Raw genomic sequence first — 14,673 nt, 5'->3', positions numbered from 1 at the left:
ATTCGTTAACGCTTTTCGGTCAAAGCGACAATGGCCTGTGCGACAACTTTGTCTGCGTTCAGTTTTGCAGCGCTACGCGCTTGTTCAGCCATTGTAAGTAAAGCTTGTCGATCCAATTGTTGGATCTGCTGAGTCAATGCCTCAACAGTTAAATCTGGTTGTTCTATCATTTTTGCAGCGCCGCAATCTACCAGATGGTCCGCATTCAAAGCTTGCTGACGGTCTTTATGCATAAATGGGACAAAGATGGCACCGACACCTGCCGCCGATACTTCAGAAACGGTTAGCGCTCCTGAGCGACAAACCAAAAGGTCAGCCCATGCATACGCTTGTGCTACGTCATCAATGAACTCTGTTACTTCTGCATTAGCCACACCATTGGCTTGGTATGCCGCATTCACTTCTTCAGCAGAACCTTTACCTGCTTGATGACGAATACAGTAATCTTCGCCTAATTTCGCCATTACTTCTGGCAGAGTTTGGTTAAGAATGCGTGCGCCTTGGCTGCCACCCATCACCAAAATACGAATTGGACCTTGTCGCTCTTGCATGCGTGTAACAGGAGCATCGAGCTGGGTCACATCTTCACGAACGGGGTTACCGACTACTTCCGCATTTGGGAAAGCACCGGGGAAAGCTTGGAATACCTTCTTCGCTATTTTTGACAACCATTGGTTAGTGAGGCCTGCCACGGCATTTTGCTCATGCAAAACCACTGGAATACCACTCATCCAAGCAGCAATACCACCAGGACCACTAACGTAACCGCCCATACCAAGCACTGCATCGGGCTGCCAGCGCTTCATATGAGCACGAGCCTGCATGACGGCATTGATGATCTGAAATGGTGCCGCAAGAAGACGCTTAACACCTTGACCTCGTAGACCTTTTACTTTGATAAAGTCAATTTCAATACCATGTTTCGGCACTAAATCGGCTTCCATTCTATCCGCGGTACCCAACCAGCGAATTTCCCAGCCTTGCTCTTGTAGCTGCTTCGCTACTGCAAGACCTGGGAAGACGTGACCGCCAGTACCACCGGCCATCACCATCAAACGTTTATTTTTCTTCATCGACTTGTTGTTCTGATTCTTTCTGGCCGCGCTTCAAGCGGCATTCGTGATCGATTCGCAGCAAGATTGATACTGCTACGGACATGATAATAAGACTCGAGCCACCATAACTTATCAGCGGCAGAGTAAGACCTTTGGTTGGAACAATACCGGCAGCGGCGCCAACGTTAACCAAAGTCTGAAAAGCAAACCAAATACCGATACCAAACGCGAGGTAACCACCAAACATTTCACCTTCTTCGAAAGCACGTTTGCCAATGTAAACTGCTTTAAGTACCAAGCTAAAAATCAGCATAAGGACCAAGACAACACCAACAAAGCCTAGCTCTTCCGCCAATACTGCAAATACGAAGTCGGTATGCGCTTCAGGTAGGTATTCGAGTTTTTGAATTGAGTTCCCCAGACCTTGACCAAACCACTCGCCGCGGCCAAACGCCATCAGCGACTGAGTGAGCTGGTAGCCACTACCAAATGGATCTTCCCAGGGGTCTAAGAAAGAGGTTACACGTCTCATCCGGTAAGGTTCTATAAGAATCAACCCGACAACCGCCCCAATACCAGCAATCATCAATGCTAAGAATTGAGTCAGTTTAGCCCCTGCGATAAATAGCATGCCAAAGAGGGTCACCAACATTACGACGACTGTGCCTAAGTCTGGCTGGCCGAGCAGTAATACCGCTAAGAATGCAAACACCATAATTGGCTTCATAAAGCCACCAAAGAAGGTTTGCCTTACTTCTTCTTGCTTACGTACTAGATAGCCAGACATAAAAATAAACAGCGATAACTTAGCGACTTCCGCTGGCTGTAAGTTAAATAGCCCTAAAGGAATCCATCGCGATGCGCCATTGACCGATTTACCCGCCAGTAACACAATGATGAGTAACGCAAATGAAATACCTAGTAAGTAGTGACTGCGCTTAAACCATTGTTCTAAAGGTATCTGAAGGATCACACATGATGCACCCAACGCAAGCACCAAGAACGTGGCATGTCTAAACATGAAATGGAAAGGCTGATCAGTCAGGCGCGAGCTGATTGGAAATGATGCCGAAGTCACCATCACCAAACCCGTTAACATCAAACCCAGCGCAATCCAAACAAGCTGGCGATCAAATAGCGCCTCTGGAGCAGGATGCTTAAGCCAAGTGCCAATGCTGCGTTTAACGTTACCTAAACCCACGAAGTGTGTAACCTTTAATTATGCGTATTTATTAGCAAGAGCTGCAAATGCATCACCTCTTGCCATAAAGTTATCGAATTGATCAAAGCTAGCACAGGCCGGAGACAGCATCACCATATCACCCGTTTTTAACTGCGAAGATATTTGTTGAATCACATCTTCCATAGTGTCAAAGCGAGTTGCTGATTCATGCAATGGCATAAACTCATCACCATCTGCGCCAAAACAACACAGTTGCAAGTTAAGTGTTGCGAAGATCGGTTTTAGTGGAGTGAAATCCGCACCTTTACCAACACCGCCAACAAGCAAGTACAGTTTACCTGTCGACTCTAGGCCAGAAAGTGCAGCCATAGTGCTCGCGATATTAGTTGCTTTAGAGTCATTCACCCATTTTACGCCCCGATTATCCGCAACCACTTGGCATCTATGTGTCAAACCAGTGTAAGTTTTCAGTGCATTCAAAGCGTTATAATAATCAACGCCCGCAGCTTTCAGCAGCGCAAGTACAACCAATGCGTTAGCAAGGTTATGCTTTCCGACAAGCATCAACTCATCGCTGGCGATAACACGCTGACCATGATCAAGCAGCCAAGTCCGTTGACCATCAGACTCTAGACCGTAGGCTTGATCATCGCAGCCAAACGTGACAATTGGCATATCAACATCAGGAAAAGTTTCTTGATCATCACGGTTCACGATGGCCAGTTCAGCGTTGTCAAAAATGCGCAGCTTAGCTTGTCGGTAGTCCGCCATGCCGTCATACCGATCCATGTGGTCTTCCGAAAGGTTTAGAAACGCCGCCGCTTTAAGCTTCAAGCTCGAGGTAGTTTCTAGTTGGAAGCTCGACAGCTCAAGCACATACAAATCTGCGTCTTGTTCTAGCAAATCAAGAGCAGGAACACCGATATTGCCACCGACACCGACCGTTAAACCTGCAGCTTTCGCCATTACGCCAGTGAGATCGGTAACTGTGCTTTTACCGTTCGAACCAGTAATCGCAATGACAGGCTTATCGACTGTCCAAGCGAAGAGTTCGATATCACCGACAACCAACGTGCCTTTGGCAAGAACCGCTTGGATTTCTGGTGTTGCTAAGGCGATCCCTGGGTTGGTCACAACTAAATCGGCTTCTGCAAGCCACTCGGTATTCCAACCACCACTGTGCAACTGAACTTGCTCAGGTAAACGCTCTGCACCAGGAGGCGTAGCACGCGTATCGATGACTTTAACCGTCAGTTGCGGCTGTGTTTTTGTTAGGTGTTTAACGACAGAGAGCCCGGTAATACCGAGCCCTACAACGACGACCTTATGTATGTTTTGCCAACGTTCCATATTCGATCACAAAATTATAGTCTTTCCAAACAGTAAGCCTGTCCAAAAATTAACGAACTTTAAGTGTTGCTAGCCCAATTAAGACAAGAACAATAGAAATAATCCAGAAGCGTACAATAACACGAGGCTCTGGCCAGCCTTTCAACTCGTAGTGATGATGAATTGGTGCCATTCGGAAGATACGCTGCCCACGCAGTTTGTAAGAACCGACCTGCAAGATTACCGATAATGTTTCCATTACAAACACACCACCCATGATAACCAGAACGAGCTCTTGGCGAACCAGTACTGCAATCGTCCCGAGTGCTCCACCAAGTGCTAGTGAACCGACATCACCCATGAAAACCTGGGCAGGATAAGTGTTAAACCACAAGAAACCTAGGCCAGCTCCAACAATCGCCGTACAGACGACAACCAATTCAGAGGCGTGAGGAAGGTACGGAATATGTAGATACTCTGAGAAATTGATATTACCTGTTGCCCACGCAATCACAGCAAAGCCGGCAGAAACCAAAACCGTAGGTAAGATCGCCAAACCATCTAGACCATCAGTCAAGTTCACGGCATTACTCGTACCAACAATCACGAAATAGGTCAGGATTATGTACATCAATCCTAGCTGAGGCATGATGTCTTTAAAGAATGGCACCACCAGCTGAGTAGCAGCAGTGTCTTTACCGTATGCGTACAGTGCGAACGCGACAACAAACGCGATCAATGACTGCCAAAAATACTTCCAACGAGCGACTAGACCATCGGTGTTCTTACGAACAACTTTTCGATAATCATCAACGAAACCCACAGCCCCATAGCCTAATAACACGGTTAATACCGCCCATACGTAAGGGTTAGATAAGTCAGTCCAAAGAAGAATGGTAATAGAAATTGCAGCCAAAATCATGATACCACCCATTGTTGGAGTACCACGTTTGCTAAAGTGAGATTCTGGACCTTCGTTACGTACGACCTGACCGATTTGCAACAACTGTAGTCGCTTGATCATGATTGGCCCCATCCAAAGAGATAAGCCAAGTGCAGTTAGTACGCTTAAAATCGCTCGGAAAGAAAGGTATTCGAACAATCGAAAGAAAGAAAAGTATGGCTGTAGCAGCTCGGCAAGCCAAATAATCATTAAAAATACTCCTTCAAAGCAGCCGCTATTTTAAACATTCCCGCACTGTTTGCACCTTTAACCAGAACGGTATGGTTGTCAGAACTAGCGAGGGTAAGGTGCTGCTTGATGTAGTCAATTATCGCTTCATGTGTTTCAAAATGAACGCCGGAACAAAGGTCACTAATAACCTTTGCATCACAGCCATACGTCAACACATGTTCAAAATTTTGTGGGGCAGCATGTTCTCCGACTTGACGATGAAGTGCAAGACTTTCGTCTCCCAATTCCGCCATATTGCCCAAAATCAACCAACGTTGGCCTTGAAACGTACCAAGAAGATCAACGGCGGCTTTCATTGCCGGAACACTTGCGTTATAGCTATCATCGATCAATTTAACGTGAGCATTAAGTTGCTCAACTTCAACTCGGCCTTTTACTTTACTTAAGTTCTTCAGACCAGTTTGAATATCCTCGACCTTCGCGCCCATATTAAAAGCAATGATGGAAGCTGCGATGGCATTCGCAACGTTATGCTGACCGATAATACCCAATTCAATTGAGAAGCTCTGCTGTCGAGGTTGATCATGGAGAACAAAGCTCGCTTCTCCTGAGGTATTTAAAACGATATTAGACGCATAATAGTCAGCATTTGAATGATTTTGTGAAAATGTAATGACATGTTTATCAGACAATACCTCTTTCCACATTACCTCACCCTGACTGTCTAAATTTACGATCGCGACACCGTTTGATGGCAAGCCCTGATAAATCTCACCTTTAGCTTGCTTAACACCATCGATTGACCCGAACCCTTCTAGGTGGGCAGCAGCCACATTATTAACCAACGCAATGTCAGGATTGACGAGTTGAGTAGTATAAGCAATTTCACCAATATGGTTTGCTCCTAACTCAATCACAGCGTAGTCATCTGACGGCTGAGAACGAAGCAGTGTTAGTGGCACACCGATATCATTATTAAAATTGCCAGCAGTAAACAACACTTGGCCTTTTGACTGAAGAATACTCGCCACCATCTCTTTCACTGTCGTTTTGCCACAACTGCCAGTGATCGCGACGGTTGGGGTTCCACACTGCTTATGAACCCAGGCAGCCACATCACCCAACGCGATCTTACTATCGTCAACAACGACTTGAGGTACATTCACATTAACACGCTTTTGTACCAATAATGCGCCCGCACCGGACTCCACCGCTTGGTGGCAAAAATCGTGAGCATCAAAACGTTCTCCAACCAAAGCAACAAATAAAGCGCCTTGTTCGATAGCTCGAGTGTCGGTCGAAACAGACTCAATAGATAGATCATTGCCAACTAGCTCACCGCCGGTGATGTCCGCAATTTGAGAAAGCATTACTGTGATCATGATGAAAGCCCCAATAGTGTCATGGCTGACTCGCGGTCAGAGTAATGGACGGTTCCAGAATTTAGAATTTGGTAATCCTCATGGCCTTTACCCGCCAGAAGGATAATGTCTTGCGAAGAAGCATGCTCAAGGGCGTAAGACAACGCTTTAAAACGGTCATGCTGCACAATCGCCTCAGCCGGTTTCGTTAGACCAGCCAGCATGTCTTTCATGATCAGCGCTGGATCTTCACTGCGTGGGTTGTCATCAGTAAGCACAACTTTGTCACCCAAACGTTCGGCAATTTCCGCCATCATCGGGCGTTTACCCGCATCGCGATCGCCACCGCAGCCAAAAATTGCCCACAGTTCACCTTGACAATGAACACGCAGAGCTTGTAATGCTTTCTCTAGTGCATCTGGAGTATGCGCGTAATCCACCACCACTTTTGCATTACCACTTGATTGGAATAATTCCATGCGCCCTAAGACTGGCTGCAATTGGCTTGCTGTCGTTAGTAAATCTTGCTTATTAAAACCGAGGCTAAGCAGCGTTGAGAAGGCCAACATCAAGTTCGCCGCATTGAACTCGCCAATAAGCGGCGCATGCAAGGTTCCTTCACCAAACTTGCCATCAAATTCAATCGTAATGCCAGATTCCGCATACTTGATGTGGTTTGCATATACGCTCTGAGAAAATTCTGTGGTTGGTTTAAGTGATACGGCAAGCGCGTTGTTCAATTGCTTCGCCCATGCAGCTCCTACTTTGTCATCGACGTTGATGATCGCGTGAGTGCATTGATGCTGAGTAAACAAGGTGAGCTTCGCGTTTGCATACTCTTCCATCGTGCCATGGTAATCCAAGTGATCACGACTTAGGTTGGTAAATACGCCCGCCGCAAAAGATAACGCTTTAACGCGACCTTGAATCAAACCATGAGAAGAAACTTCAAGCGCTGTGTATTGCGCATTTTGCTCCGCTAGAGAAGATAATGTCTTTTGGATTTCTACCGCATTACCGGTGGTGTTTGCAGCTTCTTGTAGGCTATTGAGGAAGCCATTGCCAGTCGTGCCCATGACTGCCGCTTTTGAACCAATTAAATCAATCCATTGTGCAATGAGCTGAGTGATGGTGGTTTTACCGTTTGTGCCAGTGACACCGATCAAATCCATATTTGGGTAAGGATACAAATGACCAGCAATTTCAGATAAGTACTTGTCCAACGCGTCGAGGTATATCACGGGTACGTCATCAACAATCTCAATCATGCCATGCGTTTTTAGGTCACATGCTTGAGCAATAACCGCGTTTGCACCTTGTTCAATTGCTGCTGGGATAAACTTACGTCCATCCACAACGTGGCCAATAATGGCAACAAAGGTAGTGCCTGATCGGACTCTTCGACTGTCGAGTTCCAATTCAGAGACAATAATCGACGACAGGCTAGAGCAATCAACCCAATTTGAAAGCAGCGTGTCCATACTGATGGCTTTAGTCATATCTGTTCTCCGAGCTACAGCCCAACTCTTAATGCTATCGCAGCAGGTTCACACCTACTGCTGGAATTTATTTTCGTCTGGGGCAACATTAAGGATTTGTAATGCGCCCTTCATGATTTCTGAAAAGACAGGCGATGCAACTGAACCACCATAGTAATCATCACCTTGCGGTTCGTTAACAATCACCACTAATGCAACTCGCGGATCACTCACGGGGGCGAGGCCTGCGGTATACGTAATGTATTCATCACTGTAACCACCAGCGGCGGCCTTACGTGACGTACCTGTCTTTGCTCCAACTCGGTACCCAGGCACCGCAGCTCGACGAGCTGAACCACCTTTCTGAGTTACGGTTTCGAGCATATCGAGAACTTGACGAGCATGTTCTTTACTGACCACCTGGCGAGACATATCTCGATCGTTGCTCTCGATAATATGAATAGGTTCGTACTTACCTAAATTCCCCAATGTTGCATAGGCATGTGCAAGTTGAATTGGAGTTATCGACAAGCCGTAACCAAAGGCAATGGTGGCACGTTCAATTGGAGACCAACGCGTTCTGGTCGGAAATATACCAGTTACCTCACCAACTAGGTTGAGTCCTGATACTTCACCGAGACCAACCGAACTATACAGTCCAAGTAAGGCTTCTACTGGCATCTGCATCGCCAACTTAGTCACGCCAATGTTACTCGACTTCTTAAGAATTTCAGTCAGGCTCGCTTTGCCAACTTTCGATACATCTCGGACTCGACTACCACCTAGCTGAAGGATGCCGTTCCCGGTATCGACAATGGTATCCTTGTCAGCAACACCGTTTTCAAGCGCAGCAAGAATAACAAATGGTTTGATCGTTGAACCAGGCTCCATGGAATCGGTAATAATGCGGTTACGCATCTTATAGCTCTGCCAATCGCTGCGGTTATTTGGGTTGTAAGACGGTGCATTTACCATGGCTAATACTGCGCCCGTTTTAACATCTAACATAACTGCAGAACCCGATGTCGCCCGATGGTCAGCGACCGCTTGCTTAATTGCGCGGTATGCGATGGCTTGTAGTCTTTGATCGATCGTTAACTGTAGAGGCTTACCTTCTTCCTTTTCCTCTAGAGAAATATTTTCAACAACTCGTCCGTATCGGTCTTTTCGAATTGTTTTTTTGCCAGCTTCGCCTGTAAGCCATTTATCATAACTACGCTCAACCCCTTCTAGGCCGTGTCCGTCGATACCCGTAACGCCCACAAGGTGTGCACTCACTTCCCCTGCTGGATAATAACGACGTGATTCTGACTTAAGCCCAACGCCTGGCAACTTCAACTCACGAATGTAGTTTGCCATCGCTGGGCTCACTTGGCGTTGCAAGTAGATAAAACGGCGCTTTTCGTTCTTTTTGATTTTTTCAATCAAACCTTGACGATCTAAACCCAGTACGTCCGCTAAGGCGTACCAGCTCTGAACTTGGTCTAGCGCTTTATCTTTGAAAATTGTAGCAGGATCGGCCCAAACGGCTTCAACAGGTACACTGACAGCAAGAGGCTCTCCATTTTGGTCAGAGATGATTCCTCGAGCAGATGGAAGAGACTTAACGCGCACAGAGCGTAAGTCACCTTGTTTGATCAGGTTATCTGGCTCAACAACCTGTATGTATGCAACTCGGCCAACCAGCAGTGCAAAAGCACAAAAAACGAAGAATAGTAAGAGGTGAAATCGCCATCGAATTAAGAACGGGTTATCGACTGCTTGAGGAGAACTCGATTTAGTCAATGTGTCTTTTTTGTCGACCTTTGGCTTTGAGGAGGAAGTCTTCCCTTGCTTAGTCTTGGTTTTCTTTCCTATCATTTTAGTGTGATCACCACTTCTTTATCGCCATCAGGACGCTTCATTTCTAACTCTTTTTTAGCTAGGTCTTGAACACGACTGTGCTCTGCGAGCGCGGTCTCCTCTAGCATCAAGTTGCGCCACTCATTATCTAAACGTTCTCGCTCAACTAAAGTGAGGTCTTTTTCAGTAATCGCTTGGCGAGCGTGATGAGTAGCAAAAACCACCCCCATTGCAGACGCAAATATCAACAACATCAGCAATAAGGACCATCGACCAACGGTTATCAAATCCATTGCGATCAATTTAGCGAGGTTAGGAGTGGTTTTCGTCATGATTATTACAGTTTTTCTGCAATACGAAGAACTGAACTACGAGATCGCGGGTTCATCTCAATCTCTTGCTTGGTAGGCTTAATCGCTTTACCAATAGGCTTCATGTTCGCGCTACCAAGTGCACGAATTTGCTCTTCTGTCATCGGGATCCCATGTGGCACTTCAGGGCCTTTACTTTCTTTGCGGATGAAGCGTTTTACCATGCGGTCTTCCAACGAGTGGAAGCTGATCACTGACAAACGACCTTCTGGTGCCAGAATGCTCGCAGCGCCTTTCAGTGCTGTATCAATTTCTTCTAGTTCACTGTTGATGTAAATACGGAATGCTTGGAAAGCACGAGTCGCTGGGTGCTTTTTCTCTTTGAAACTTTTTGGCGCCGCATCTGAAATCAGCTTGGCTAACTGACCAGTACGAACCATTGGCTCGTTCTCTTCATCTTCACGGTATGCCACGATTGCTTTTGCAATACGACGAGCATGCTTATCTTCACCAAACTCACGAATCACCCAAGTAATATCATCTAAGTCGGCTTCCATTAGCCATTGAGATACGGGAATACCTGATGTCGGGTCCATGCGCATGTCTAGCGGACCATCTTTCATAAAGCTAAAACCACGTTCAGCATCATCGAGTTGCGGGGAAGAAACACCAAGGTCTAGCAATACACCGTCCACTTTACCAACAAGGCCATACTCTTCTGCGTATTTCGCCATACCTGAGAATGGGCCATGAATGATGGTGAAGCGCGGGTCGTCAATTTTTCCCGCTTCAGCGATTGCCTGCGGGTCACGATCGATGCTGTATAGTCGGCCGTTTTCACCTAGTTTCGACAAGATTGTTCTGCTGTGACCACCACGGCCAAATGTTCCATCGATATAGGTACCGTCGGGTTTGATAGCCAAGCCATCAATGGACTCATTTAATAACACAGAGATATGTTGGAATGTTTCGGTCATAGCTTTCTCGTTGAATGATCTTGAAGCGATTTCTAGGGCATGTAGACCTAGTGTACTGATTTCCCACATCATCGCCACTACAAGTCTAAAGTTAGACGTGATTCAGCGCCAAGTTTATTGGTAATGACATAGTTTGCGTCAATAAAATGCAAAAAACCCATCACTACCGAAGTAATGATGGGTCTCGAATAGGTGGAGCCGACACATAAGCCGGGTTCTGTTCCGCTTGCGCGGCGGTAGCCATTCGTCTAGGCCAGCAATCACTCACTGGCTCGAGCAACCTACCCGCCTCCTTACGCGAGCAACGCAATGTGGAGGCCTATTTGGTCTTGCTTCAGGTGGAGTTTACCCTGCTACGAACTATTACTAGTCGTCCGGTGCGCTCTTACCGCACCCTTTCACCCTTACCTGTGCCCTAGGGCCATCGGCGGTCTTCTCTCTGCTGCACTTGTCGTAGGCTTGCGCCCCCCAGGCGTTACCTGGCACCTTGCTCTATGAAGCCCGGACTTTCCTCCCCTTTGTCAGTCTCCCGAAGGACGTCAACGTCAGTCTCCCAAAGGGACTTCGACGTCAGTCTCCCGAAGGACATCAACAAAGCAGCGACTACCCAGTCAGCTCCGAGGGCGGATTGTATAGAGTTATCCCCTCAGAGTCTAGTGAGATCACAGAAATGCTGAAAACGATCGGTTAAGTGGTCAAAAAGGCAGCGTTCTAAAAGCAGAGCGCTCCCGAAGCGCCAGCTTCCATAAGCAAAAGGGGAGCCGCGTTAACGACTCCCCTTATCAATCTTATCTAAACAACTCTGAAAGCTAACGACTCTTGAAAGAAACTACTAAAGTCCACTTCTCGGCCCTCGCCTCTCGAAGCGAAGTATTCCTGAAGTGTCAGCGTTCTGAGAGCTTCTAGCCCAGATTCTCTAAACCCCACTTATACAGTGCGTTTTTCTTTAGGCTGTAGATCTCTGCGGCAAGTGCTGCGGCTTTCTTCAATGGCAGCTCTTTCGTCAAAATACCCAGCGTACGGGTTGCTTCATCTGGCAACGTATCTTCGGTTGAATCACGGTGACCGTGGATAAGCAGCACCATCTCACCGCGCTGTTGGTTATCATCACTCTTGACCCACTCAATCAGTTCACCTAGAGGCATTCCTTGAATGGTTTCAAAGGTTTTCGTTAGCTCACGCGCCAAGACAACTTCTCGTTCAGGACCAAGAACGTCTAACATATCTTGTAGAGAGTCTAAAATACGGTGTGGTGACTCATAGAAGATACAAGTGCGCTCCACTGATGCAATTTCCAAGAACTTGTCTTTACGACCTTTGCTTTTCGGTGGTAGAAAGCCTTCAAAGCTGAAACGATCTGATGGTAAACCAGAAGCACTTAACGCAGTGATGACTGCACACGCACCAGGAAGAGGCACAACTCTTACGCCCGCTTGACGACATTTTGTTACCAAATGGTACCCTGGATCGCTAATTAGTGGCGTTCCAGCGTCAGAGACTAAAGCAATAGACTGACCTGAAAGTAGTTTTTCGACCAAGGCTTGCGCTTTTTGCTGCTCATTGTGATCATGCAAAGCAAAAGTTTTAGTTTGGATATTGAAGTGAGACAGTAATTTGCCCGTATGTCGAGTATCCTCTGCGGCAATGATGTCCACATTCGACAGAACTTCGATAGCGCGTTGTGTGATATCCGCTAAATTTCCGATTGGAGTCGGTACGATGTAGAGAGTTGGCCCCTCATTTGGCAACTTATTTTTATCTGTCATTTGTTTAGCATCACTTCAACGATTAATATAGAGACAATTTTGTACAAAATTATAGAGAACTCACGGCAATGATGAACCATAAGAGACTCAGTGTACCACGCTTACTCACTCCTGTTGCACTGGCAATTACGTTGGCAGCTTGTTCCTCTGGTCCAAAGCAACCAGACAGCGTAGACATTACGCTAGAGCCAACCCAGTCAGTTCAAAACTACATGATTCAAGCAGATAGCACTGAAGGTAGCCTACAGAATGACTGGCTTATTATGGCTTCTAAGGCTGCTATCCAGGCAAATGAATTCGATCAAGCTGAGTTACTACTAAAACGTCTTTCACGCCAACAACTTACTGACGTACAACAAGCTGAGTGGCAATTAACACGTGCGACGTTGAAACAGAAACAGGGCAATTACCAGCAGCTATTGCAAGAGTTGAACTTTCAGCCGTGGTGGAAACTACCAACGGAGCAATGGAAAGATTATTATTCTCTCCGAGCGGATGCCTTCCAAAGCTTGCACAAATCCTTTGATGCAAACCGACAACTGGTTGCTCTTAGTCAGTACTCATCGCCATCTGAGCAAGCCGCTATTTCAAGTCGAATCTGGATGAACTTTGCAAGTTATTCAGAATATGAGCTGACCTCACTGCGCACAGAAGCGAGTGAAGATGTTCTAGATGGCTGGCTTCAGCTAGCAATTTACGCGAAAACACTTGCAGGCAATATACCTCAATTAAAAAACACGCTTGAACGCTGGTTGAGCGAAAACCCATCGCACCCAGCAGCCGTTTATACACCTACGGAAATCAAAAATATATTGGCGTTAGAGATTGTTAAGCCAAACAATACAGCCTTATTACTTCCGCTCACCGGTAAGTTCGCCCCTCAAGCTCAATTGATTCGAGATGGCTTTATTTTTGCCATGATGAATGATGAGTATCGTGATCCTAACGCTACGCTAACAGTCATTGATACCCATGCGTACAGCGCTGATGAAATCAAGCAAAGACTTATCGATGATCGTATCGACTTCGTTGTAGGACCATTGCAAAAAGAAAACGTGACTTTGCTACAAACAAGCTTGGATGGCACCTCAAATGGCCCACACATTCCAGCCTTGGCACTCAACATCCCAGAAGATGTACAACCTGGTAATGAAATTTGCTACCTAGCACTCTCACCGGAACAAGAAGTTGCACAAGCAGCGAAACACCTATTCAGCCAAGGTTATCAGTTCCCAATGATTCTCGCGCCAAGTGGTTCATTTGGTCAACGTGTTGTTGAAGCCTTTAATGACGAATGGGCTAAGTACAGTTCAAACAAAGTGGCAACTAGCTACTTCGGTGATAAACGCCAATTGCAAAAAAATATCAACGGAGTTTTTGGTCTACAAGAAAGCCAGCAACGTATCGCTCAAATGCAATCACTGCTACGCACCCCGCTAGAAACTCAACCTCGCAGCCGAAGAGATGTTGATGCGGTATACATTGTTGCACGCAGTTCCGAGTTGACGCTCATCAAGCCATTTATCGAAGTTGCAATCAACCCTGACGCAAAGCCGCCGCAGCTATTCTCTAACTCGCGTAGCAATAGTGGTGATACTGTATACGAGGATCTCACGGGGATTATTTACAGTGATATTCCATTGCTGATTGATGCAGACCCAACAGTGAAAGCCGAAATGACAGAGCTTTGGCCAAACCAGTCAAATATGGAAAAACGTCTAGAGGCTCTAGGTATGGATGCTTACAAACTGATGGGCGAATTACCACAAATGAAGGTGGTTCCAGGCTACTCCGTACCGGGCCAAACAGGCACCCTAAGTATTGATAACAACTGTGTCGTACAACGCGAGTTGAGCTGGGCTGAGCGTGGGGCTCTTTAGTAAACGACAAATTGGTAATCAATACGAAACCCTGGCGAAGCAGTATTTGCAGCGCCAGGGTTTGCGCTTTTTAGATCAAAATTATCTGACTAAAGTCGGCGAAATTGATTTAATCTTCCAACAAGGTGAAACTATCGTCTTTGTTGAGGTCAAATATCGTAAGAATGATAGCTTTGGCTCAGCAGCAGAAATGGTCACCCGCGCAAAAATGCGTAAACTAGTCAAAACAGCCCAAATTTGGCTAAGCCAGCAACAGCGCTCGGCGTACAATATCGATTATCGGTTTGATGTGGTCGCCATTCACGACAGTGGTCGAGACATCAACTGGATACAAAATGCAATCTCTGAAGGATAAA

General features: G+C 46.4%; 12 protein-coding genes and 1 other RNA gene. 2 read left to right on the top strand and 11 right to left on the bottom strand.

Going from position 1 to position 14,673, the window contains the following annotated elements:
- Nucleotides 1-5: 5 nt before the first annotated feature.
- From murG to rsmI, 11 genes are all read right to left on the bottom strand, one after another.
- Nucleotides 6-1,073, bottom strand: coding sequence for an undecaprenyldiphospho-muramoylpentapeptide beta-N-acetylglucosaminyltransferase (gene murG / locus KIV41_RS01820; RefSeq protein WP_045386546.1), 1,068 nt, complete (start codon nucleotides 1,071-1,073; stop codon nucleotides 6-8).
- Nucleotides 1,060-2,256 (bottom strand): cell division protein FtsW, encoded by a 1,197-nt coding sequence (gene ftsW, locus KIV41_RS01815; protein WP_010445860.1) that lies wholly within the window; start codon nucleotides 2,254-2,256, stop codon nucleotides 1,060-1,062. The genes murG and ftsW overlap by 14 nt, the downstream gene beginning before the upstream one ends.
- Nucleotides 2,257-2,274: 18 nt before the next feature.
- Nucleotides 2,275-3,588, bottom strand: coding sequence for a UDP-N-acetylmuramoyl-L-alanine--D-glutamate ligase (murD, locus tag KIV41_RS01810; protein WP_252041576.1), 1,314 nt, complete (start codon nucleotides 3,586-3,588; stop codon nucleotides 2,275-2,277).
- Nucleotides 3,589-3,637: 49 nt separating this feature from the next.
- Complete coding sequence (gene mraY / locus KIV41_RS01805; RefSeq protein ID WP_010445856.1) at nucleotides 3,638-4,720, bottom strand: phospho-N-acetylmuramoyl-pentapeptide-transferase; 1,083 nt, start codon at nucleotides 4,718-4,720, stop codon at nucleotides 3,638-3,640.
- The gene (gene murF, locus KIV41_RS01800; protein ID WP_285335571.1) at nucleotides 4,720-6,084 is read right to left on the bottom strand and encodes a UDP-N-acetylmuramoyl-tripeptide--D-alanyl-D-alanine ligase; all 1,365 of its coding nucleotides are present in this window, start codon (nucleotides 6,082-6,084) and stop codon (nucleotides 4,720-4,722) included. The genes mraY and murF overlap by 1 nt, the downstream gene beginning before the upstream one ends.
- On the bottom strand, nucleotides 6,081-7,562 hold the full coding sequence (gene murE / locus KIV41_RS01795) for a UDP-N-acetylmuramoyl-L-alanyl-D-glutamate--2,6-diaminopimelate ligase (protein ID WP_285335570.1): 1,482 nt from the start codon (nucleotides 7,560-7,562) through the stop codon (nucleotides 6,081-6,083). Before murE ends, murF begins: the two co-directional genes overlap by 4 nt.
- 54 nt (nucleotides 7,563-7,616) lie before the next feature.
- A complete protein-coding gene (locus tag KIV41_RS01790) occupies nucleotides 7,617-9,401 on the bottom strand; it encodes a penicillin-binding transpeptidase domain-containing protein (RefSeq protein ID WP_010445851.1) in 1,785 nt (594 codons plus the stop codon).
- Nucleotides 9,398-9,715: a cell division protein FtsL gene (gene ftsL, locus KIV41_RS01785; RefSeq protein WP_010445849.1), complete on the bottom strand. Its 318-nt coding sequence runs from the start codon at nucleotides 9,713-9,715 to the stop codon at nucleotides 9,398-9,400. Before ftsL ends, KIV41_RS01790 begins: the two co-directional genes overlap by 4 nt.
- Nucleotides 9,716-9,720: 5 nt before the next feature.
- Nucleotides 9,721-10,671, bottom strand: a complete 951-nt coding sequence (rsmH, locus tag KIV41_RS01780; RefSeq protein ID WP_010445846.1) for a 16S rRNA (cytosine(1402)-N(4))-methyltransferase RsmH — start codon at nucleotides 10,669-10,671, stop codon at nucleotides 9,721-9,723.
- 190 nt (nucleotides 10,672-10,861) lie between these two features.
- Nucleotides 10,862-11,290: RNase P RNA component class A (gene rnpB, locus KIV41_RS01775), an RNA gene on the bottom strand.
- Nucleotides 11,291-11,573: 283 nt separating this feature from the next.
- The gene (gene rsmI, locus KIV41_RS01770) at nucleotides 11,574-12,437 is read right to left on the bottom strand and encodes a 16S rRNA (cytidine(1402)-2'-O)-methyltransferase (protein ID WP_010445844.1); all 864 of its coding nucleotides are present in this window, start codon (nucleotides 12,435-12,437) and stop codon (nucleotides 11,574-11,576) included.
- Nucleotides 12,438-12,505: 68 nt separating this feature from the next.
- Between rsmI and KIV41_RS01765 the strand changes: the two genes are divergently transcribed.
- Together KIV41_RS01765 and KIV41_RS01760 are read left to right on the top strand one after the other, a co-directional pair.
- Nucleotides 12,506-14,317, top strand: a complete 1,812-nt coding sequence (locus KIV41_RS01765; RefSeq protein WP_045386534.1) for a penicillin-binding protein activator — start codon at nucleotides 12,506-12,508, stop codon at nucleotides 14,315-14,317.
- A complete protein-coding gene (locus tag KIV41_RS01760; RefSeq protein ID WP_038884181.1) occupies nucleotides 14,304-14,672 on the top strand; it encodes a YraN family protein in 369 nt (122 codons plus the stop codon). Before KIV41_RS01765 ends, KIV41_RS01760 begins: the two co-directional genes overlap by 14 nt.
- Nucleotide 14,673 lies beyond the last annotated feature (1 nt).

The organism is Vibrio sp. D401a (assembly GCF_030248515.1).
Taxonomy (GTDB): Bacteria; Pseudomonadota; Gammaproteobacteria; order Enterobacterales; family Vibrionaceae; genus Vibrio; species Vibrio rotiferianus.
This window is presented reverse-complemented; position numbering and strand designations above follow the sequence as displayed.

Coding starts and splice junctions, on each gene's coding strand:
- murD (WP_252041576.1), bottom strand. CDS start 3,588: ATGGAACGTTGGCAAAACATACATAAGGTCGTCGTTGTAGGGCTCGGT.
- murE (WP_285335570.1), bottom strand. CDS start 7,562: ATGACTAAAGCCATCAGTATGGACACGCTGCTTTCAAATTGGGTTGAT.
- murG (WP_045386546.1), bottom strand. CDS start 1,073: ATGAAGAAAAATAAACGTTTGATGGTGATGGCCGGTGGTACTGGCGGT.
- murF (WP_285335571.1), bottom strand. CDS start 6,084: ATGATCACAGTAATGCTTTCTCAAATTGCGGACATCACCGGCGGTGAG.
- mraY (WP_010445856.1), bottom strand. CDS start 4,720: ATGATTATTTGGCTTGCCGAGCTGCTACAGCCATACTTTTCTTTCTTT.
- KIV41_RS01765 (WP_045386534.1), top strand. CDS start 12,506: ATGATGAACCATAAGAGACTCAGTGTACCACGCTTACTCACTCCTGTT.
- ftsL (WP_010445849.1), bottom strand. CDS start 9,715: ATGACGAAAACCACTCCTAACCTCGCTAAATTGATCGCAATGGATTTG.
- KIV41_RS01790 (WP_010445851.1), bottom strand. CDS start 9,401: ATGATAGGAAAGAAAACCAAGACTAAGCAAGGGAAGACTTCCTCCTCA.
- rsmH (WP_010445846.1), bottom strand. CDS start 10,671: ATGACCGAAACATTCCAACATATCTCTGTGTTATTAAATGAGTCCATT.
- rsmI (WP_010445844.1), bottom strand. CDS start 12,437: ATGACAGATAAAAATAAGTTGCCAAATGAGGGGCCAACTCTCTACATC.